At 66.4% G+C, this 21322-nt stretch carries 19 protein-coding genes; 11 read left to right on the top strand and 8 right to left on the bottom strand.

Going from position 1 to position 21322, the window contains the following annotated elements; translation table 11 throughout:
* The first annotated feature begins 3 nt into the window (after window positions 1-3).
* Window positions 4-3549 carry an eCIS core domain-containing protein gene (locus tag BM172_RS03495; protein ID WP_051548370.1) on the top strand — a complete coding sequence of 1182 codons (3546 nt, stop codon included), beginning with the start codon at window positions 4-6 and terminating at the stop codon, window positions 3547-3549.
* A 12-nt stretch (window positions 3550-3561) separates the two neighbouring features.
* Entirely contained in the window at window positions 3562-4890 is a 1329-nt protein-coding gene (locus BM172_RS03490) for an ATP-binding protein (protein ID WP_026633988.1), read from the top strand.
* Between the two features lie 93 nt (window positions 4891-4983).
* Here the strand turns inward: BM172_RS03490 and BM172_RS03485 are convergent, their stop codons facing one another.
* Window positions 4984-5943, bottom strand: a complete 960-nt coding sequence (locus BM172_RS03485; protein ID WP_051548371.1) for a GlxA family transcriptional regulator — start codon at window positions 5941-5943, stop codon at window positions 4984-4986.
* A gap of 116 nt (window positions 5944-6059) precedes the next feature.
* On the opposite strand from BM172_RS03485, the gene BM172_RS03480 reads away from it, so the two are divergent.
* From BM172_RS03480 to BM172_RS03470, 3 genes are read left to right on the top strand one after another with little or no spacing between them, the layout of a single operon-like run.
* Window positions 6060-7121 carry an HlyD family secretion protein gene (locus tag BM172_RS03480; protein ID WP_035322449.1) on the top strand — a complete coding sequence of 354 codons (1062 nt, stop codon included), beginning with the start codon at window positions 6060-6062 and terminating at the stop codon, window positions 7119-7121.
* On the top strand, window positions 7118-8656 hold the full coding sequence (locus BM172_RS03475; protein ID WP_026633990.1) for a DHA2 family efflux MFS transporter permease subunit: 1539 nt from the start codon (window positions 7118-7120) through the stop codon (window positions 8654-8656). Before BM172_RS03480 ends, BM172_RS03475 begins: the two co-directional genes overlap by 4 nt.
* Entirely contained in the window at window positions 8646-10130 is a 1485-nt protein-coding gene (locus BM172_RS03470; protein ID WP_035322450.1) for an efflux transporter outer membrane subunit, read from the top strand. The genes BM172_RS03475 and BM172_RS03470 overlap by 11 nt, the downstream gene beginning before the upstream one ends.
* On the opposite strand, the gene BM172_RS03465 is transcribed toward BM172_RS03470, so the two are convergent.
* The 4 genes from BM172_RS03465 to BM172_RS03450 form a co-directional block, all read right to left on the bottom strand.
* Window positions 10090-10851, bottom strand: coding sequence for a LysE family translocator (locus BM172_RS03465; RefSeq protein ID WP_197022827.1), 762 nt, complete (start codon window positions 10849-10851; stop codon window positions 10090-10092). The genes BM172_RS03470 and BM172_RS03465 overlap by 41 nt on opposite strands.
* Window positions 10852-10880: 29 nt before the next feature.
* Entirely contained in the window at window positions 10881-11288 is a 408-nt protein-coding gene (locus tag BM172_RS03460) for a (R)-mandelonitrile lyase (protein ID WP_026633992.1), read from the bottom strand.
* Between the two features lie 59 nt (window positions 11289-11347).
* Window positions 11348-11797, bottom strand: coding sequence for a nuclear transport factor 2 family protein (locus BM172_RS03455; RefSeq protein WP_026633993.1), 450 nt, complete (start codon window positions 11795-11797; stop codon window positions 11348-11350).
* A gap of 100 nt (window positions 11798-11897) precedes the next feature.
* Window positions 11898-12347 carry a nuclear transport factor 2 family protein gene (locus BM172_RS03450; protein ID WP_177218777.1) on the bottom strand — a complete coding sequence of 150 codons (450 nt, stop codon included), beginning with the start codon at window positions 12345-12347 and terminating at the stop codon, window positions 11898-11900.
* A gap of 83 nt (window positions 12348-12430) precedes the next feature.
* On the opposite strand from BM172_RS03450, the gene BM172_RS03445 reads away from it, so the two are divergent.
* The 3 genes from BM172_RS03445 to BM172_RS03435 all read left to right on the top strand — a co-directional run bounded on the left by BM172_RS03445 (window position 12431) and on the right by BM172_RS03435 (window position 16935).
* Entirely contained in the window at window positions 12431-13039 is a 609-nt protein-coding gene (locus tag BM172_RS03445; protein ID WP_026633995.1) for a hypothetical protein, read from the top strand.
* Window positions 13040-13385: 346 nt separating this feature from the next.
* The gene (locus BM172_RS03440; protein WP_143096441.1) at window positions 13386-15899 is read left to right on the top strand and encodes a PKD domain-containing protein; all 2514 of its coding nucleotides are present in this window, start codon (window positions 13386-13388) and stop codon (window positions 15897-15899) included.
* Window positions 15900-16263: 364 nt separating this feature from the next.
* Window positions 16264-16935 carry an HlyD family secretion protein gene (locus tag BM172_RS03435; protein ID WP_143096440.1) on the top strand — a complete coding sequence of 224 codons (672 nt, stop codon included), beginning with the start codon at window positions 16264-16266 and terminating at the stop codon, window positions 16933-16935.
* A gap of 40 nt (window positions 16936-16975) precedes the next feature.
* Here BM172_RS03435 and BM172_RS03430 read toward each other — a convergent pair whose 3' ends face one another.
* From BM172_RS03430 to BM172_RS03420, 3 genes are all read right to left on the bottom strand, one after another.
* Complete coding sequence (locus tag BM172_RS03430) at window positions 16976-17281, bottom strand: putative quinol monooxygenase (protein ID WP_035322451.1); 306 nt, start codon at window positions 17279-17281, stop codon at window positions 16976-16978.
* A 151-nt stretch (window positions 17282-17432) separates the two neighbouring features.
* On the bottom strand, window positions 17433-18089 hold the full coding sequence (locus BM172_RS03425) for a GTP cyclohydrolase II (protein ID WP_051548374.1): 657 nt from the start codon (window positions 18087-18089) through the stop codon (window positions 17433-17435).
* 63 nt (window positions 18090-18152) lie between these two features.
* A complete protein-coding gene (locus BM172_RS03420; RefSeq protein ID WP_026633997.1) occupies window positions 18153-18569 on the bottom strand; it encodes a DoxX family protein in 417 nt (138 codons plus the stop codon).
* Window positions 18570-18729: 160 nt separating this feature from the next.
* Here BM172_RS03420 and BM172_RS03415 point away from each other — a divergent pair, with 160 nt between their 5' ends.
* The 3 genes from BM172_RS03415 (at window position 18730) to BM172_RS03405 (ending at window position 21287) form a co-directional block, all read left to right on the top strand.
* Window positions 18730-19368 carry a TetR/AcrR family transcriptional regulator gene (locus BM172_RS03415; RefSeq protein ID WP_026633998.1) on the top strand — a complete coding sequence of 213 codons (639 nt, stop codon included), beginning with the start codon at window positions 18730-18732 and terminating at the stop codon, window positions 19366-19368.
* A gap of 117 nt (window positions 19369-19485) precedes the next feature.
* Complete coding sequence (locus tag BM172_RS03410) at window positions 19486-20610, top strand: pectinesterase family protein (RefSeq protein WP_026633999.1); 1125 nt, start codon at window positions 19486-19488, stop codon at window positions 20608-20610.
* 182 nt (window positions 20611-20792) lie between these two features.
* The gene (locus BM172_RS03405; protein ID WP_026634000.1) at window positions 20793-21287 is read left to right on the top strand and encodes an SgcJ/EcaC family oxidoreductase; all 495 of its coding nucleotides are present in this window, start codon (window positions 20793-20795) and stop codon (window positions 21285-21287) included.
* Window positions 21288-21322 lie beyond the last annotated feature (35 nt).

The following is a 21322-nucleotide window of genomic DNA, read 5'->3' as shown; positions in this document are numbered from 1 at the left end:
GGAGTGGGGTCGATCAAGGCGACAGCCGAAAAGAGTTCGAGCACCGCGTCGGCCACGCCGGCGCAGGCGCCGAAGCGTCCGTTCTTTGCGCAGGCGGGCGGCGGGGATTTCTTTCCGTCGGTGCAGGCGAAGATGACGGTCGGTGCGCCCGGCGACAAATTCGAACAGGAAGCCGACCACACCGCCGACAAGGTGTTGCGCATGCCCGACCCGGCCACGGCAGGCAAAGTGCAGCGCCTGCCGGGAGAGAAGGCGCAGCGCCAGACCGCCGATAAGGTGCAGCGGCGCCAGGAAGAGAAGATCTTCCGCGCGCCCAGGGGCGAAAGCATCCAGAAGGCTCCGGAACCGAAGGTGCAGCGCCGCGAGGAGGAAAAGATCCTGCGCGCGCCGGCTGAGCCGGCGGTGCAGCGGGTCGAGCAGAAGGGCGTGCAGCGCGCCGAGCAGAAGCAGGTCCAGCGCACCGAGGAAAAGAAGGTGCGGCGCGCGGAGGAGGCCAAGGTCCAGCGCGCCGACGACAAGGCGCTGCAGCGTGCCGAAGACCACGTCGCACATCCGCACCGCGCGGAGGAAATGATCTTCCGCGCACCGGACGACAAGCTGCAGAAAGCCGAAGCCGCCCCGGGCGGCGAGCATGTGCAGCGCGCGGCGTCGGCCGGTGGCGTGCCGGCCGTCGAGGACAACGTGCAGTCCACCATCCACCGCAAGATGACCGGCGGCCAGGCACTGGGTAACGATGTGCGCGGCTTCATGGAGCCGCGCTTCGGAGCCGACTTCAGCAACGTGCGCGTGCATCACGACGGCGAAGCGGCCGGCCTCAACAACCGGCTGGGGGCGAAAGCCTTCACCTACCAGAACCATATCTTCTTCTCGCGCGGCCAGTTCCAGCCAGGCACCAGCGACGGCAAGCAACTGCTCGCGCACGAGCTGACCCACACTATCCAGCAGGGCCATGCCGTGCAGCGCTCGCCGGAGGCCGCGCCGGTGTCGGCCGCGCCAGCCACGCCGACGGTGCAGCGCTTCGGCATCCAGGACGCGCTGGACAAGTTCGCCGACTGGGCCTACGCGATTCCCGGCTACCGCCTGCTGACCCTGGTGATCGGCTTCAACCCGATCAACATGCGCTCGGCCGACCGCTCGGCGGCCAATATCCTGCGCGGCCTGATCGAGCTGATGCCGGGCGGTTCGCTGATCACCCAGGCGCTGGACAACCATGGCGTGATCAACAAGGCCGCCACCTGGGTCGAGGCCAAGCTCAAGCAGCTGGGCGATATCGGCGCGGGGCTGAAGCAGGCGCTGGACGACTTCCTCGATTCGCTGAGCTGGACCGACATCTTCGACCTGGGCGGGGTATGGGAGCGCGCCAAGCGCATCTTCACCGAGCCGATCGCCCGGCTGATCGATTTCGCCGTGTCCACCGCGGTGGAACTGCTGAAGATGATCAAGGACGCGATCCTCAAGCCTTTGGCCGCGATGGCCCAGGGCACGCGCGGCTACGACCTGCTGTGCGTGCTGCTCGGCGCCGATCCGATCACCGGCGAAGCGAAGCCGCCCACCGCGGACAACCTGCTCGGCGGCTTCATGAAGCTGATCGGGCAGGAGGAGATCTGGGAGAACATCAAGAAAGGCAACGCCATCGCGCGCGCCTTCGCCTGGTTCAACACCGCGTTGAGCGGGCTGATGGGCATCGTGCGTTCGATTCCCACCCGGATCATCGAGACGCTGACTTCGCTGACCATCACCGACGTGCTCACCGTGGTCGGCGCATTCGGCAAGATCGCCAGCTGCTTCATCAGCATCGCCACGGACTTCATCAGCTGGGGCCTGGGCACGATCTGGGACCTGCTGAAGATCATCTTCGACGTGGTGAAGCCCGGCCTGATGGGCTACATCATGAAGACCGGCGCGGCGCTCAAGAGCATCCTGAAGAACCCGATGCCGTTCCTGGGCAACCTGGTGCGCGCGGCCAAGCTCGGCTTCAGCAATTTCGCCGACAACTTCGGCACGCATCTGAAGGCGGGGTTGATCGACTGGCTGACCGGTTCACTGCAGGGTGTGTACATCCCCAAGTCGGCCACCCTGCCGGAACTCGGCAAGATGGCGATGAGCGTGCTCGGCATCACCTGGGCGCAGATCCGCGGCAAGATCGTCACCGCGCTGGGGCCCAACGGCGAGCGCATCATGCAAGGCCTGGAGCTGGCCTTCGATGTGGTGAAGGCCTTGGTCACCGGAGGCGTGGCGGCGGTGTGGGAGCTGATCAAGGAGAAGCTCAGCGACCTGAAGGACCAGGTGATCAGCGGCATCGTGTCGTTCGTCACCGACACCATCATCAAGAAGGCGATCCCCAAGCTGATCGGCATGTTCATTCCGGGCGCCGGCTTTATTCCCGCGATCATTTCGATCTACGACACCGTGATGGTGTTCGTGCAGAAGCTGACCAAGATCATCCAGGTGGTCACCGCGTTCATCGATTCGATCGTCACGATTGCCGCGGGCAATATCGGTGGGGCGGCCAAGCGAGTGGAAAGCATCCTGGCGGGGCTTTTGTCGCTATCGATCAGTTTTCTCGCCGGCTTCCTGGGACTGAGCAAGGTCACCGACAAGATCATGGAGGTGGTGCAGAAGGTACGCGGGAAGGTGGATGCGGCGATCGGCGCGGCGGTGAACTGGGTGGTTGGGAAGGCGAAGTCGCTGTTTGCGCGCTTGTTTGGCGGTAAGGACAAGGACAAGCCGGACGATCGCACGCCGGAGCAGAAGCAGGCCGATCTCAATGCCGGCCTGTCAGAGGCAAATGCGCTCGTCGAGGCGCCCGGCGCTACCGATACGTCGATTCGCAAAGGTCTCGAAGGGATCAAGGCCAAGTATCGGATGACTTCGTTGGAGCTGGTAGTCGATACCGATGGCGAGCTGGACGAGTCGGCGCACGTGGAGGGCAAGGTCAATCCCGAGGGAAAGGGTTCGATCCACCGCATCGGCAAGGACGGCAAGGTGGGGCCGCTCGGCATCAAGCGCGAGATGCTCAAGGACTGGTCGGTGGAAACAGTGAAAAAGCTGCTGGAGGACAAGGTCTGGGACACGTTCAAGAAGGCGGGCTCCAAGTTCAAGGAAGCCGGCCTGGCGATACGCCACAAGGTATCGATCAGCGACGTGATCAAGCACACCGATGATGCCATTGCACCGAAGGAGCCCGACCCCGCGGCGAAGCTGCTGGAGGACAAGAAGCATCCGGTGGCGGGAAATCCGAAGACCAAGCCCAAGATCAGGGAGTCCGCCATCGATTACTTGAACGAGGTCAATCAGGATCCCAAAAACCTGTTCGTCGGCGACGCCCATATCAACAGCACCATCGTCAAGGAGCAGTACGACGCCGGCGACGATGGCGACTATGAAACGCCGGAAGACACGGATTATCGCAAGAATTTCGTCGCGAACTGGGGTTTCCAGGGCGAGACGTTCGAAATTACGGTGCAGCGCAAATCCAGGCGGTTGAAGCAGGGCCTGGTCAAAGAGAAATGGAAGGACGGCAAGCGCGAGATCGTGCCGGTCACCTGAGGATGGTCTGCCATGCATAGCGAATCGACGGCGCTGGAAGCGGCGCTGGAATGGGCCAGGCGCATCGTCGCCGGTTGCCTGGAGGTGCATTTCGGGGCGAGCGAGAGCTTGTCCGTCGCGCCGCTGGATCTGTTCGATGACGGCTCGCCGCTGGTGAACTTCGTCCGCCGCGAACAGCCCACGCGCGAAGAGCTGGCCATCTTCATGCTGGCGCTGGCCGCCGAACTGGAGCCGGGCTTTTTCGACGGGCTCATCGCGCGGCATCTGCCGCATGGCGGCGATTTTCCCGAGTTCGGCGGGGTGAAGCGGGGCGAGGGCTATCGCGGCGTGATGCCGACGGGCGAGACCGTGCAATTCATCCTGGCCGGTGGCGAGCTGGCGGAACGCCTGGCGATGCGGCGCTTCTTCGCCGTCGACCACTGGTTCCACCAGAAGCGGGTGTTGTGGCTCGAACCCGTGCGCGAAGGCGATCCGCTGATGAGCGGCCGCCTGATCGTCAACCCCGAGATCGTCGAGGAAATCGTCACTGGCAGGATCGGCCGCCCCGCCTTCAGCATCGACTTCCCCGCCGAACACATCGAGACATCGATGGACTGGGACGACCTGGTGCTCAATCCGATGACCCGCGCGCAGATCCGCGAGATCGAACACTGGATCAAGCACAACGACACCCTGATGAACGACTGGGGCATGCGCAAGCGCGTCAAGCCGGGTTATCGCGCGCTGTTCTACGGTCCGCCGGGCACCGGCAAGACGCTGACGGCGATGCTGCTGGGCAAGCACACCGGCAAGGACGTGTTCCGTGTCGACCTGTCGCGGGTGGTGTCCAAGTACATCGGCGAGACCGAGAAGAACCTGTCGCGGCTGTTCGACAAGGCGGAGAACAAGAACTGGATCCTGTTCTTCGACGAGGCCGATGCGCTGTTCTCCAAGCGCACCGACGTGCGCGACGCGCACGACAAGTACGCCAACCAGGAAGTGGCCTACCTGCTGCAGCGGATCGAGGGCTACAACGGCTTGGTGATCCTGGCCTCGAACCAGCGCGCCAATATCGACGACGCCTTCGTGCGCCGCCTGCAGGCGATCATCCCGTTCCCGATGCCGCAGCAGGAGGAGCGCTACGAGATCTGGCGCCGCACCTTCCCCGCGCAGATCGCCCTGGCCGGCGACGTCGACTGGCGGCATATCGCCGCGCGGCACGAGCTGACCGGCGCCAACATCCTCAATGTCACGCATTTCTGCGCGATCGAGGCCCTGGCCAGGCAGACGCAGGAAGTGGACCTGCGCAGCCTGGAGGAGGCGATCAGGCGCGAGTACGTCAAGGAAGGGCGAGTGATGTAGCGGGCGGACCGCCGTAGGTTGGGGTGAGCGCAGCGAACCCCGACATTGCCGCCATGTTGGGGTTCGCTGCGCTCACCCCAACCTACGTGTATCTCAGGCGATGGCTGCCAGCGCGTCGGCGTCTGCGGCGACATGCCGCCGCATCGCCTGCGGCGATTGCCCGAACGCGCGCAGGAAGGCGCGGCGCATCCGCTCGCGATCGGCGAAGCCCACTTCGCGTGCGATCACTTCGATGGGATGGCGCGTCTGTTCCATCATCAGGCGCGCCGCTTCGACGCGCAGATGCTCCACCGCCTTGGCCGGCGATTCGCCAGTTTCCGCCGTGAACGCACGGCTGAATTGACGCGGACTCAAGTTCGCAGCGGCGGCCAATTCCTCCACCGAGAGCGTGGCGTTGAGATGGCTCTTGGCATAGGTGAGTGCGTTCTGGATGCGGTCGGACTTCGGCTCCAGTTCCAGTAGCGCGGAGAACTGCGACTGGCCGCCGGCGCGGCGGTGGTAGACCACCAGTTTTTGCGCGACCTTGCGCGCTATCTCGAGGCCGAGATCCTTCTCCACCATCGCCAGCGCGAGATCGATGCCGGCGGTCATGCCGGCGGAAGTCCAGATATCGCCGTCGATGATGAAGATGCGGTCTTCCTCCACGTTCACCTTGGGGTAGCGGAGCGTCAGTTGCCGTGCGAGCGCCCAGTGCGTAGTGGCGCGGCGGCCGTCGAGCAGGCCGGCCTCTGCCAACAGGAAGGCGCCAGTGCAGATCGCGGCGACGCGGCGGGTGGTCTGCGGCGTCTTGCGGATCGCGTCGATCAGCGACGGCGGCGCCACCGGCACGCCCACGCCGCCACCGATCAGCAGCGTGTCGAATGCATGCGCGTCGATGGCTTCGGTCGGCACGTCCATGCCGAGCGTGTTGCGGACCGGGCCGCCGTGCTCGGAGAGCAGGTGGATCTCGTAGTTGGTCTGCTGCAAGGCCAGGTTGGCGAATTCGAAGACCGAGGCGGCAGCCAGGGTCATGATCTGGAAGCCGGGGAAAAGCACGAAACCGATGCGCTGCATGGCGAGCCTCCGCATGGCATAAAAGGTGGCATCAGCGACATTTAAGCCGAAAGCACTTGGACTTACAACTAGCGCCACTGGCCGCATACCCGCCGGCCCTGTGGAGATTCGCTGCGATGTCCGCCATTCCCGAGCAGGTCGCCGTCCGTCCGCGCCTGAACATCCTCAAACCCCTGGCCGCGGCCGTCGCGCTGGCCGGCGTGGCGTTCTACGGCATCCACTGGTGGTCCGCCGGCCGCTTTGTCGAGGACACCGACGACGCCTATGTCGGCGGCGACACCACGGTGCTGGGCGCCAAGGTGCCGGGCTATGTGCAGGCGGTGGCGGTGAGCGACAACCAGTTCGTGCACAAGGGCGACCTGCTGGTGAAGCTGGACGACCGCGACTACCGCGCTGTCGCCGCCAAGGCCGAGGCCGCCGTGGCGGCGCAGCAGGCGGCGCTCGGCAACCTCGATGCGCAGGCACACCTGCAGGAAAGCGTGATCGCCCAGGCGCAGGCGGCGCTGGCCGCCGCCAATGCCGAGGCCAAGCGCTCCAGGCTGGACGACGCGCGTTATCGGGAACTGGCCGACCGCGCCGCCGTGTCGGTGGAGAGCGCGCAACGCGCCGAAGCCAGCTTCGCCACCGCCGCGGCCGCCACCCAGCGCGCCAGCGCAGCCGTGCAGGCGGCGCAACGGCAATTGGAAGTGATCGGCACGCAGAAGCGCCAGGTCGAAGCGGCGCTGCTGCAGGCCCGTGCCGAAGCGGAGCTGGCGCGGCTCAACGTGGCCTACACCGAGTTGCGCGCGCCGGTGGACGGCGTGGTCGGCAACCGCCGTGCGCGAGTGGGCACCTACGCCGCGGTGGGCAACCAACTATTGGCGGTGGTACCGGCACACGGCCTGTGGGTGGATGCCAACTTCAAGGAGGACCAGCTCAAGCGCATGCGTGTCGGCCAGGCGGTGGAAGTGCGCGCCGACGTGATGCCAGGCCGCGTATTCCAGGGCCACGTCGCCAGCCTGGCGCCCGCCACGGGCGCGCAGTTCAGCGTGCTGCCGCCGGAGAACGCCACCGGCAACTTCACCAAGGTCGTGCAGCGCGTGCCGGTGCGTGTCCAGTTCAATGGCGCGGATGGCGACCTCGGCGTGCTGCGGCCCGGCCTGTCGGTCACCGCCCGCATCGATACCAAAGCGCCATGAGTCCGGTCGCCCACCTCAGCCCCGGGCAGAAGGTGTTCGCCTTCGCCAGCATGTGCCTGGGCATGTTCATCGCGCTGCTCGACATCCAGATCGTGTCGGCCTCATTGCGCGACATCGGCGGCGGGCTGTCGGCGGGCGCGGACGACGTGGCGTGGATCCAGACCGCGTACCTGATCGCCGAGATCGTGGTGATCCCGCTATCTGGCTGGCTGTCGCGCGTGTTCTCCACGCGCTGGCTGTTCGCCGCTTCGGCGGCCGGGTTCACCATCACCAGCCTGCTGTGCGGGGCGGCCTGGGATATCCAGAGCATGATCGTGTTCCGTGCCGCGCAGGGTTTCCTTGGCGGCTCGATGATCCCCACCGTGTTCACCACGGCCTTCGTGTTCTTCGAAGGCAAGCAGCGCGTGATCGCCGCGGCCACCATCGGCGCGATCGCCTCGCTGGCGCCGACGCTGGGGCCGACCCTGGGCGGCTGGATCACCGACCACTATTCCTGGCACTGGCTGTTCTTCATCAACCTGGTGCCGGGTGTGTTCGTGGCGATCGCGGTGCCCTTGCTGGTCAAGATCGACGAGCCGGATCTGTCGCTGCTGAAGTCGGGCGACTGGGCCGGCATCGCGCTGATCGCCGTGTTCCTCGGGTGCCTCGAATACACGCTGGAAGAGGGGCCGCGCTGGAACTGGCTGGAAGATTCGACCATCCGCACCACCGCGTGGGTGAGCCTGGTTGCCGGCGTGCTGTTCGTGTGGCGGGGGCTGACGGCGGAGCATCCGGTGGTCGACCTGCGCGCGCTGAAGGACCGCAACTTCGCGCTGGGTTGTTTCTTCTCCTTTGTCACCGGCATCGGCCTGTTCGCCACCATCTATCTCACGCCGCTGTTCCTCGGGCGGGTGGAGGGCTACAGCGCGTTCCAGATCGGCAAGGCGGTGTTCTCCACCGGCGTGTTCCAGATCCTCAGCATCCCGGTGTATGCCTTCCTTGCCAATCGCGTGGATCTGCGTTGGCTGCTGATGCTCGGGCTGGCTCTGTTCACCGCCTCGATGATCGAGTTCATGCCGATCACGCACGACTGGAGCAGCACCGAACTGCTGCTGCCGCAGGCCTTGCGCGGCATCGGGCAGCAGATGGCGGTGCCGCCGACGGTGACGCTCACCCTGGGCGGCCTGGCGCCGGCGCGCCTGAGGTTCGCCTCGGGCCTGTTCAACCTGATGCGCAACCTCGGCGGCGCGATGGGCATCGCCGCCTGCGCCACCATCCTCAACGATCGCGCCAACCTGCATTTCTATCGTCTCGCCGAGCACCTGACGCCGGCCAACGAGGCGATGAACAGCCACTGGAGCGACCTGTCGGGCGCCACCGAAGCTTCCAGCGCCGCGCTCAGGCAATTGTGGCAACTGACTTTCCGCGAGGCGCAGACGCTGACTTACGCCGACGCCTTCTTCTGCATCATGCTGTGCTTTGCCGTGGCCACGGTGATGGTCCCGTTGATGCGCAAAGTGCAGCCTCCCACCGGACCTTCCGCCGATGCGCACTAAACTTCTTTCCACCTTGCTGCTGCTTGGCCTGGCCGGTTGCACCGTTGGCCCCGACTACGTCAAGCCTTCGCTGCCGGGCGCCGGTGCGTTCCACGAGACCGGCGACCTGAGGTCGCCTGCCGAAGCCGCACCGCCAGTGCTCGATACCTGGTGGACCGGTTTCGGCGATCCGGAACTCGTGCGCATCATCGAGCGCGCGATGGCGCAGAACCTCGACCTGGCCGCCTCGGCAGCGCGGGTGGAACAGGCGCGCGCCGCCGCGCGGCATGCCCAGGCGGACCGGCTGCCGCAAGCTTCGCTCGACGGCAGCGCCGCACGCGTGCGGCAGTCCGAACTCAGCCCGCTGGGCAGGGTGGCGAGTGCGCTGCCGGGTTACCAGCGCAATCACACGCTGGAAGAGGTCGGCGCCGGCGCGAGCTGGGAGCTGGATCTTGCCGGCGGCCTGCGCCGCGAGGCCGAGGCGGCCGACGCCGAGTACCAGGCGGCCGAAGCGAGCCACGCCGGCGTGCGTGTCTCGTTGGCGGCCGAGGCGGCGGATGCCTACTTCCGCGTGCGTGGTGCACAGGCGCGGATCGCCATTGCCCAGGACCAGATCCGCAACGAGCAGGGTCTGCTCGATCTGGTGAAGCTGCGCCAGCAGCATGGCCTGGGGACGGCACGCGAAACCGCGCAGGCGGAGGCCTTGCTGCTGCAGGCGCAGGCTACGGTGCCGCCGCTGACGATCGAGTTGGAAACGCAGCTCAACCGGCTGGATGTGCTGATGGGCGCGGCGCCGGGGACTTATGCCGAGGAGATTCGTCCGCTGGGCACGCCCTTCGCGCTTCCTTCCATCGATACCGCGGAGGGTCCCGCTGCGCTGCTGCGCCGCCGTCCCGACGTGATCGCGGCGGAACGCCATCTGGCGGCGAGCAACGCGCGGATCGGCGCGGCGGTCGCGCAGTACTATCCTTCGTTCTCGCTGTCGGCGCTGCTCGGCGTCAGTTCGCTCGCCCCCGGCAAGTTGTTTACCGGCGCGGCGATGCAGTCCAGCGGTGCGCTTGGACTGCACTGGCGCTTGTTCGATTTCGGCCGCGTAGATGCGGAAGTGAGCGCTGCCAAGGGCGCGAACGCGGAAGCGATGGCGCTTTATCGCGGCTCGATGCTGCGCGCCACCGAGGACGTCGAGGACGCCATCGTCAACCTGGTGCAACTGGAAGCCCGGCACGGCGTGCTGGACCGGGAAGTCGATGCGCACCTGCGCGCCCGCGATGCCGCGAAGGATGCGTACACCGGCGGCGCGGTCAGCCTGATCGAAGTGCTGGACGAGGATCGCCAGCTGCTGCAAGCCCGCGACGACCTCGCGCGCATCCATGCGGACGAGGCGCGCGCGGCGGTGTCGGTGTTCCGTGCGCTGGGCGGCGGCTGGGATGCGGCGAAGGAGCCGGGCACAGGCCTCAGCGCTGCTGCGTCGCGACCTTCAGTCCAAGCGAAATGAAGATGGCGCCGACGATCTTGCCCTGCCAGCGCGACAGCCAGGACAAGCGCCCGACCAGCCGTCCCAGCGGCTTGATCGACAAGGCCAGCAACGTCGTATAGAGCGAGCTGAGCGCGACGAAGATCAGGCCGAGCACGGCGAACTGGGCGAAGGTCGAGCCGCGTTCCGGGTGCACGAACTGCGGCATGAAGGCCATAAAGAACAAGGCGGTCTTCGGATTGAGCAGCTCGGCCGGAATGGCCTGGAAAAAAGCCTTGGCGGGCGTGATCGGCGCCATGGCGGGCAGGGAAGGGTGGCTCGGTTTTTCCAGGATGGCGCGGATGCCCAGATAGATAAGGTAGGCGGCGCCGACGTACTTCACCGCGTTGAAGGCCAGCGCCGAAGTCATCAGCACGGCGGACATGCCCACGGCCGCGAACAAGGTGTGGCCGAAGTCGCCCGCCGCGATGCCCAGCCCGGTGAGCACGCCGGTTTTCCGTCCGCCCTGGACGGTGCGGCTCACTACCAGCAGGACCGCCGGACCGGGAATGAGGAAGAGGCCGAGCACGACGGCGACGAAAGTGCCGAGGGTGGGGAGGTCGAACATGGCGGGCTCCAGCGGGTAGCTGCTGCGCATGAATCCCTGATGCGCCCGGCAAGTCAAGCGGCGAGCCACCAACGCCGTCATTCCGGCGCAGGCCGGAATGACGGCCGAGAGTCGCCCCGGCTTGCTTGTCGCCACTCATCGTTCCGCAAAGCCATCGTGTCACCTCAGGCCGGCGGGCCGGCGAAGTATTCCTCGTCCGTTACCTTCTCCAGCCAGTCGATGACCTTGCCGTCCAGCGCCTCCTGGATGGCGATATGCGTCATCGCCGTGGTCGGCGTGGCGCCGTGCCAGTGCCTGTGGCCCGGCGGGCACCAGACGATGTCGCCCGCGTTGATTTCCACGATCGGGCCGTCCTCGCACCTGGTCCAGCCCTTGCCTGAAATCACGATCAGGGTCTGGCCCAGCGGATGCGTATGCCACGCGGTGCGCGCACCGGGTTCGAAGGTAACAGTGGCGCCGGCCACGCGGGCGGTACCGGTGCGCTGGAACATGTTGTCGATGCGGACGTTGCCGCTGAAGTGCGCCTCGGGTCCCTTCTGTGAGGGCTGGGAGCCGTTCCTGATGATTTCCATGCGGGTTTCCGTGAAAGGGCATGAGAGCGTGAGGTGAGGTTGCGCCGGTCTCCGCGCACTCACCTGTCCTTGTAGTAGGCATCCACCTTGATCACCTCGACCCCGCGCCATCCCCAATAGACCCGATGCGCCTGGATCTGTCCGTTCGCGATATCCATCACTTCGACGAAATCCATCTGCTCGCCATCGGGCGTGGCGCGCGGATATTCCCAGATCAGCGTGGTCCCGTCGGTGTAATAGCCGCGCCGGTAGAAATGCCGTGTGCCCGGCTTGCGCGGGGCTGCCTGCTCGAGCAGCCGGCGGATCTCCTCGCGGTTCTTGAGCACGCCCTGGTTGCCTTGCAGCAGGTGCGGCACCAGCGGGCTTTCCAGGGTGGCGGTCGGGGCGTAGAGCTCGATCATTGCGGCGAGGTCATCGGCGGACCAGGTGCGGTCCCATTCGCGGTAGATGCGTTCGATGTCCTGCGCGGTGTTCTGTGGAAGATCGGTGCGGCTGATGTTGTGCGACATGGCGGCCTCCGGCGTAGTAGCGGCTGGGCGTGTAGAACTCGAAGCCGATGGAATAACGCCGGCGGCGTGCATCGCACGTCGCGAAAGAGGCTCAGGGACGTTAACTGCTTGCCAGGCGCGACGCGTGGCTGGCCACGATCACCCAGCCGTCCGGCTTGCGCACGTAGGTGTCGGTGAACTGGAAGTCCAGCGCATACGGCTTGCCGTCGCTCTTGCCTTCTACCCGGGTGATGCCGGTGACCACGGCCGCGTCGCCATACACGCGCACCTTCGAGCCGTGGTTGCGGAACACGTCGTACTTCGTGCCGCCGCGCAGGTCGGCAACCTCATCCGCACGCGTGGTGACCTTGCCGGTGGAGCTGGTCAGGGTGAAGCCCGGGTCGAGATGCTTTTCGAGCCAATCCGCATCCTCGCGTTCGTAGGCGGCGCAGATGTCGCGCTCGGCCTGCAGAATCTGCCGGACGTCAGCTTGTTCGGAAGACCGGGCCGGGGCGCCCGCGAGCAGGAGCACCGGCAACAGCATGGCGGGCAGGGCAGCGGCGGAACGCATGGGCTTCTCCATGGACGGGATGGCGCTCTGTATAGCATGCATGGCGCTTAGCGATCCCCTGTCAACTGGCGCATGATTTGCCGATGGACGAATTCATCCTGCCACGCACGCTGGGCAAGGGCCGCAGCTTCGTCTACATGCTTCCCTGCCGCGACCAGGATCTGCTCAAGGTCGGTTTCTCGCGGGAACCGCTGGTGCGCCTGCGCACGCTGCATCCTCGCTTCTTCGACTACTTCGACCTGGAGCGCGGCCTGCTGCTGGAAGTGGATCGCGTCGTCCAGGCACGGGCGATCGAGCGCGACATTCTGCTGCGGCATGCCGAGGAGCGCTCGCCGGCGCCGCTGGTCGTGCCCGACCAGGCGGCCGGCTATACCGAATGGTTGCGTGGCGTCACCCCGGAGGTGACTGCGCGCCTGCGCGAGGCCGCCGCGCGCGAGGACTATCCGCTGCACGCCTTGAGCGATTGGGTAAGGCAGATGTTCGAAGCGCAGGCGGATCGTCTCTACGACCTCTCGCTGAAGTTGCTGGAAGCCATCGAGTACGAGGCATTCAATGTGCCCGGGGAACTGGCGACGGGCCAGGCCGCGCGGTCGCTGATCTATGTGCTCGACGCCTGCGCGAGCGTCGGCATCGACATGACGGCGACGTTTCCGGAAGCGGTGCTGGCGTGGCGTCGCTTCGCGTCTCGATGACCGCGAACGTGATGCCGCGGAACTGCGATACATCCCACATTCGCCCGGTCGGCATATAGACGCCTCCATCACGACGCCGGGCGCACATTCCTGCGACCCACGTACGCAATGTCGTGGGTTTCCACGGACTGGGGGAAGCATGAAGCGCACCACGCACTTGTTGCTGTAGGCCGGTTGTAGCTGGCCTTGCGTCCATGCGCGTCCGCGCATGGCTTCGTCGCATGCCTGTCGCGGCACGTGTTCGTGCATCCGCGCGAGCGCGCTTGTCCGCAAGAAGGCGCGCCCGCGGCTGCCCCTCGTTCGCCATCACCCGAGTCAACCCGCGTCACCACACAAGGAGAGTTGCATGAGTACCTGCAAGCGTACGCATGAAGGTGCAGCACGACACGGTCCACGAACATCGCGATGGTGGCGCAGGCTGGCCATCGCGCCGGCCTGCCTGACCCTGCTGGGGTTGGCGATGGCCGAACCCGCTTCCGCCGCGATCCGGCACGGCATGACCTGGCGCGTGCAGGAGCAGCAGGGCAACTACGTGCATGTCGGTCGCGACGACATCAGCAACGCCTACCAGGGCGACACCACGGTCGACCAGATGCTGCCGATCCTGTGCGTGCTGAAGGATGGCCGCGCGGCACCCGGCGGCATCAGCTTCGACTTCAATAACGGCTGGGTGCAGGGCGCGTTGCAGCTTACCCATCCGGTCACGGGCAGCGCGTTGACTTCGCAGGCCCAGGCCGACGGCATCTGCGCCAACTCGCTCGGCGCCGGTTGGCGCATGGCCGAGTTCCACGACGGCGGTGGCGGCTGGTCGTACTGGGGCGCGGGACAGTTGCCCACCGATACGCGCTTCTGGGTGGCGATCAACGACCAGCCGGCCAATCCCTGGAACTCGGCCGGCGATCCGCCGCCGGCGGATCCGCAGGACCCCAACTACAACCAGCAGACCGTGCAGACCGGCGCGGGCTGGAAGCTGGTGCAGACGGCCGGCAAGCTCGACGACACAGGCGCCACGTTCAACGAGCAGTTCTACCAGGTGGACGGACCGGCCGGCTTGACCGCCTCGCCGCTGCCGCAGCAGCTCAAGGATGCGATCGCCGCCGATATCGCCGCCACGCCCGCGGGTGAAGCGGTGAGCTACTCGGTGAGCAAGACCATCGCGGACGAAGTCGCACTGTCGGCGATGCAGGGCAGTCCCACCCAGCGCCTGATCGACCTGTCGGCGCAGGCGGATGCGGCATCGGCCATGGCGTCGACCAACGTGAGCCGCATGGGCATCCTCGGTTGCGGCGACAAGGACATCACCAAGAACAAGGCCTTCAACTGGGGTTCGCCGATCAACAGCAACTACAACCTGGGCGACGCCAACAGCGGCTTCACCGGCAACGTGACGCTGTCGGGCACGGCCAACGTGAATGCCAACGGTGAAATCCAGGTCACGCTCAAGCGCACGGGCATCTGGTTCGTGTGCGTGCCGTACGGCGTGAAGTTCCGCTATGCGCGGGTGAACGGCACGGCGCAGATCGACCAGGGCGCGACGGTGAGCGGTTCCATCACCTATGCCAATCCCAAGGCCTGGGAGTGGCAGATCGCCAAGCCGTTCCTGTTCTCGATCAACTTCATGGCCGGTCCGATCCCGGTGCATATCGGCTTCAACCTGCCGATCACCGCGGGCTTCGACAAGAAGGGCATCACCGCGACGGTGACCGGGTCGGTGAGCTACAGCGGGCGCAGGATGGTGTCCGGCTACTTCGACTACAACTGCACCAGTTCGGGCTGCTCGGGCAATTCGTCGCTGGATACCACGGACCTCGGCACGCAGCCGGTGACGGCCAGCGTCTCCGGGCGCTTCCAGCCTTCGCTGTATGCACAGGTGGCGTTCCGCGGATACCTGTACAGCGACGGCTTCGCCTATGCGCAGGTCGGCATCCGCCCGTACATCATGGGCGACCTGTGGGGCTATTACGGCAATAACTGCGGCGACGCGGACGGCGACGGCAGCTTCGAGACCGTCGACGCGCTGACCTTCGACCTGGACTGGCAGCTGAAGGTCACCGGCCAGGCCGATACCTTCATCACCAGGGAGTGGCGCAAGGACATCTACACCTCGCCGCGCTGGCACGTGCAGTTCTGGGATCTGCTGGGTGGCGCCGGTTCGCGCGCGGTCACGCCGATGATGGTGGGTCCGGGCACCGTGCCCGCGGGCGCGGGGCAGACTTATACGGCGAAGATGCGCTCGTGCTGGCCGTATGCCGACAACGTCAACTTCTCGGTCGACTGGGGCGACGGCAGCGGTGCGCAGGCTGTCAGCGGTCCGGCGTCCACCGGCGTCAACGCCTCGCACACCTGGGCCTCGACCGGCTCGCCGCTGCTGCGCCTGACGGCGTCGAGCGACGCGCACGGCCGCAACCTGGGCAAGGCGACGCCGCGCACGGTGACGGTGAACAATGCGCACGTGCACCTGGGCATGACCTGGAAGCTGCTAGGCACCAACGGTTCGTATTCGCACGTCGGCTCCGATGCGCAGACCAATGCCTACCAGGGCGACACCAACCCCGCCACCGCGCTGCCGGTGCTGTGCCTCCGGCAGGACGGCCGCGCGGCGCCGCCGGGCATCACGTTCGACGCCTACAACGGCTGGGCCAAGGGCGAGATCCGGCTGACCGCGCCGGTGCAGGGCCTGTCGCTGACCTCACGGGCGGTGGCGGACAACCTGTGCGCATCGACCTTCGGCGCCGGCTTCCGCATGGGCGAGTTCCATGACGGCAGCGGGGGCTGGACGTGGTGGGCGCAGGGCCTGGTCAGCGGTGCCAACCGGTTCTGGGTGGCGATCAACGATCAGCCGGCCAACCCATGGAACTGATGGCGCAACTTTGAAGTGACGATCGGCCGTGCCGCGGGTGCTTTCCGCCCCGCGGCATGGCAACCGCGGTGTGCGGCGCGTCGTGAGAGACGAATCCGCATCACAGATCGCGCCGGTACTGCATCCCGGTTTGATAAGACTGGCCCTATTTGACCGGCGGTTGTCCTCATTCGGCCCGTGCGTTCGCGTATGCTCCCGCGAAAAATCAGACCCCAGCTCAGATGACATGCCCGCCAAGGCGGCAAGAGCACAAGGGGACAAGCGAGCCGGGCGCGGCCATACGCCACCAGTGCCAGGAAAGCATGACGTCAACGCGTTGATCGCATGGACGCTCCTTCGGAACGCGCAGGTTGAGGACACGGACTTGCAGCAGCTCCAACCCAGAAGACCTCTTTCCAAACGGCACCAGCTCAAGCGGCTGCAGTTGCGCCGCAACCAGCTGGAGCGCCTGCAGCACAAGAAACGCCAGCACCGCATCGTGCTGCTCCAGCAGCAACGGGCGCAGCTGCTGGCGCGGCTGGCGCAGCTGATCATCGACATCCTGCACAGCGGCCTGCAATGGCGCCTGCAGTGGGATGGCGCGGGCACGCCCGCGCCGAAGAGCACGGCCAGGCGCGGGACCGTCATCCGCGCGCCGGTGTCCGGCGTGCTGGCCAGCGTCCTGCGGCGCGAGCCCGGTGCAGAAGCGGATCCCGCGGCAACCGGCTCCTCCAGCCTGCTGGCGGAGCTGTGGGTCGACAAGCGCTCGCTCGGCTTCATGCGCAAGGGCGCCGTGGTGGTCATCCGCTACCGGGCGTTTCCGCACCAGCGCTTCGGGCGCTACAGCGGCCGCGTGCTGTTCCATTCGGTACTGGCGATTTCCGCCAGCCGCGCCACGCGGCTGCTCGGGCGGCCGATGGACGGGCCGCGCTACCGGGTGCGGGTGTGGCTGGACCAGCAGAGTTCGATCGTCGACGGCCGCACCGAGCCCTTGATTCCAGGCATGACGCTGGATGCGGACATCATGCTCGAGCGCCAGCACCTGGCCGAATCCTGAGGCGGCGCGCTGCGCATGCCGGGCGGCATGCGCGGGGATCTCACGCGGGCAGGTCGAGGCGATACCACGGCTGGCACGAAAGCGTGCTGCCGGTGATGTTGATGAAATCGATGAACTCGCGGGTATGCGGCGCGGCCGTGTGCGCATCGAGTGCGGCCTTGTCGGCGAACACTTCATGCACCACGAACCTGCCGGCGTCGGTGGCGTGCGCATGCAACTGGAAGGACAGACAGCCCGGCTCGGCGAGCGTATGCCTGGCGAGCGCGTCGAAGGCCTGCAGGAAGCGGTCGTGCCAGTCCGGCGCGACCGTGGGAAAGGCGAGGACGGTGATGGGGCGGTGATCCATGCTGTTCTCTACGGCAGGGGCGCGAACGCGGCCAGTCGCATGCCGCCAGCGGCCACGCGCGCGGGCTCGACTACCGTGGTATCGCCCAGCAGGTGCATGCGGTTGACTGCAAGTGGATGCGCATCCTGGCGACCGCGGGCAAGGGCATCGCTCAGGCTTCTTCCGTCGCGCCCGGCAGGACCAGGGTGTGCCGGGTGTGGCGCACCTTGGCTTCGAGATAGCGCAGGTTATGCCGGCCGGAGAACACGCCGGTGGGCCGCACCCCCGCCACTTCGATGCCGAGCGCTTCGAGTTGCGCGCGCTTGTCGGGGTTGTTGGTGATCAGCGTGATGCGGGTCAGGCCCAGCGCCTTCAGCATCTCGGCGGCGGCGGTGTAGTCGCGCTCGTCGTCGCCGTGGCCCAGCGCGCGATTGGCGGCATAGGTGTCGTGGCCCTGTTCCTGCAGCCGGTAGGCGTCGAGCTTGGCATAGAGGCCGATGCCGCGGCCTTCCTGGCGCATATAAAGAAGGTAACCGCCTTCCTCGTGCAGGCGCGTCAGCGATTCCTGCAGTTGCGGACCGCAATCGCAGCGCGCCGAGCCGAGCACGTCGCCGGTGGTGCATTCGGAATGCAGGCGCACCAGCGGCGCCTCGGCCTCGCCGGCGCCCAGGCGCAGCACGAAATGCTCCTTGCCGTCGGACAGCCCGTGGAAGCTGTACATCACGCCGGCCGCCTCGCGGCCGTCGGCCAGGTGGATCGGCAACTGCGCGGTGGTGCGCACGCGGGGCGTCTTGTCGAGCGGAACGGCGTGCACGCAGGAAGTGGACATGGGGAATCTCGTGGCTTGTCGGGGAGGGGCCGCGTTACAACATGGGGATGAACCCGTGGGTGCTCAACGCGGCATCACCGGTTGCATGCGGCGTCCCCACAGAATGAACAGGGCCAGCGCCAGGAACACAGCGTTCACCGGAGTGGCCGCCAGCTCGCCGCGGCTGGCGTGAAAGCCCGCCGCGCAGAGCTGCAACAGCACGCAGCCCAGCGCCGCGGGCACGGTCAGGCCGGGCTTGATGCGGGTCAGGGCGGGCAGGAGCACGCCGACGCCGCCGGCGATGTCGATCGCGCCGAGCCCGCGCACCATGGCCTCGGGGAACTGGCCGGTCCACGGCCACATGGCCGCCAGTTCGGGGATCGGCTTGAACAGCTTGATGCAGCCGATGATCACGAAACCTGCGAAGACCAGGGCCTGGGCGAGCCACAGGCCGGCATTCAACAGCTTGCGGGGCTTGGGCGGGACGGCGGCGGACGACATCGATTTTCTCCGGCATGGTGGGCAACATCCGCCCCTGGGCGCCGTCGAATGCGCCCATGCTGGCTATGCGTTGCGGTGATCCGGCGGGTTCATCGCCGGCTTCGTGATACGATAATCTATATTATCGTTTCGTGCTTGGACGTCAACAGGTCGGGGTTTCATGAGGCAGTGGTCGGACAATCACCCGCAGGGCAAGCTGCTGGCGCGCAAGCGCGCCGCCATCGTGCAGGCGGCGCAGGAAGTGTTCCTGCAGCAGGGTTACGAAGGCGCGAGCATGGAAAGCATCGCGCAGGCGGCGGGCGTCTCGATCATGACGCTGTACCGCCACGCCAGGCGCAAGGAGGATCTGTTCGCCGCGATCATTGCTGCCGCCTGCGACCATTCCAGCGACGAGAAGCAGGCGGAAATCCGCGAGATGGAGCGGATGCCTGTGCAGGACATGCTGGTGAAGCTCGGCGTGATGTTCCAGGAGAAATGGAGCGATCCCGCCATCCTCGCGCTGCTGCGCGTGGTGATCACGGAGCTGAAGCGCTTTCCGCAGCTGGCCGATACGGTCTATGAGGCGTTCTTCCTGAACTGGACGGTGAACCTCGATGCGTTCCTGGCGCAGCGGCCGGAACTGCAGGGCATCGAGGCGAAACGGCGCAGGAAACTGTGCGAGGCGTTCTTCGACCGCATGGTCGGGCTGGATGCATTCCGCCTGCTGCTGGGCATGAAAGGCTCGACCAGGAACGAACGCACCGAGCGCGCGCGTGCGGCCAGCATCGCCTTGCTGGCGGATCTGCGCGCCGAAGCGTGAAGCGCTAAGCGCCATCGAGGCGGCGGCCTGAAATGACGGCCGCCTGGCATCCGTGGCGGCGGTATGCGCTCGCGCGAGTGGACACACTGCATGACTTGTCCACCGCCAGGAGTGCTTGTGAAGTCCATCGCCTCATCTCGCGCGCGAGCGCTGGCCATCGGCCTGCTCGCTGCCGGCCTGTCCCTGTCCGCCTATGCCACGCACGCCGCGGTTGCGCTTGAAGTGTCCGCCGACGGCAAGGCCGCCTATCGCACGATCCACGAGGCCATCGCGGCGCTGCCGCCGACCGGCGGCGTGGTCCATGTCCATTCGGGCGTGTACCGCGAGAAGATCAGGATCGACAAGCCCCATGTGCTGCTGATCGGCCTGGGCAAGGACGCGTCCAAGGTGGTGATCACCAACGACGACTATGCGGCCAAGTACAACCCCGCGACGCGCCGCAACTTCGGCACCTCCGACAGCTACACCGTGATGGTGACGGGCAACGACTTCTACGCCACCAACCTGACCATCGCCAATACCGCCGACTACGAGCCACCGAACTACCTGGGCAACGGCCAGGCGCTGGCGCTGTATTCCAAGGGCGATCGCGCGGTGTACCGCGCCGTGCGCCTGTTGAGCGGCCAGGACACGCTGCGCATCGACGGCGCCAGGCGTGCGTATTTCCACAACAGCTACGTGGAAGGCACGGTCGACTACATCTGGGGCGACGGCAAGGCGGTGTTCGACCATTGCCTGGTCCGTACCCGCATCAACGGCCGCGTCGATGGCACCACCACCATCACGGCGCAAGGGCGCGAGCGACCCGACGAGGACACCGGCTTCGTCTTCATCGATTCGGACCTGCTGTTCGAGAGCGCGAAGATGAGCAATGTCTTCCTGGGACGGCCCTGGCAGCAGTACGCGGCGACTTATTTCGTCAACACCACGATGGGACCGCAGATCGCCCCCGCGGGCTGGATGGAATTCCATCCCGGGCCGGGCGGCAGCAACAACCTGCCCACTTCGACCTATCGCGAGTACAACTCGCTCTATCCCGCTGCCAACGGCAAGTGGGCCGCGTCCGATCTGCGCCAGCGCGAAAGCGTGTCACCGCAGAGCAACGTATCGCTCAGCGCGAACGAAGCCGCGCGCCTGGTGGCGGATGTCTACCTCGCCGGCAATGATCACTGGGCGCCGACCCGCGTGAACTACGGCACGAAGACGCAGCAGAAGCTGCCGGTGCCGGCTGCGGCGCCTTGAGCGCCGCCTTCCGCGGGCGCTTGCGGAAGGCCTGAACTGACTGAGGCCCGGCATCCTGGCGACCTGTGTCGCCGGGATGCCGGCCGGAGAATGGCTCGCATCGGCCTTGTTTCCCCCTTGGCGTATACGACGCCATGCCAGCGCCGGACGCCGATCGCTCACTCCCTTACTCAGTGAATCCCATGAAAAAGCTCCTGCTCTGCGCGGCCCTGCTCGCCGCGCCGCTGGCTCACGCCGACGCTTCGCACATTCCCTATGCCTACACCGGCACCGCCGCCACGCCCGCGCAGCCGCGCGAAGCGGAGATCGCCGCGCTGTTCGATCGCTGGAACGCCACGCTGGCCACCGGCGACGCCGACCGGATGACGGCCCTGTATGCGCCCGACGCGGTGCTGGAGCCGACACTGTCCAACCAGATCCGCGCCACGCCGGCGGACATCAGGTCGTACTTCGTGATGTTCCTGCAGGGCAAGCCGCAGGCAGTGATCAACTATCGCCAGATCCGTTTCCTCGACGATGGTGCGGCGGTGGACATGGGCGTCTATACTTTCACGCTGAGCAAGAACGGCAAGGCGCAGAAAGTGCAGGCACGCTATACCTACGTCTACAAGAAGATCGATGGCGAGTGGAAGATCATCAACCATCATTCCTCGCTGATGCCGGAACGCGCTTCGTAATGCGCGTGGCGGGTGCGCAAGGCCCTGGCCGGATG

The organism is Dyella marensis, from assembly GCF_900112865.1.
GTDB lineage: Bacteria > Pseudomonadota > Gammaproteobacteria > Xanthomonadales > Rhodanobacteraceae > Dyella_D > Dyella_D marensis_A.
The sequence above is the reverse complement of the archived record's forward strand: the minus strand, read 5'-3'. Positions and strand labels throughout refer to the sequence as shown.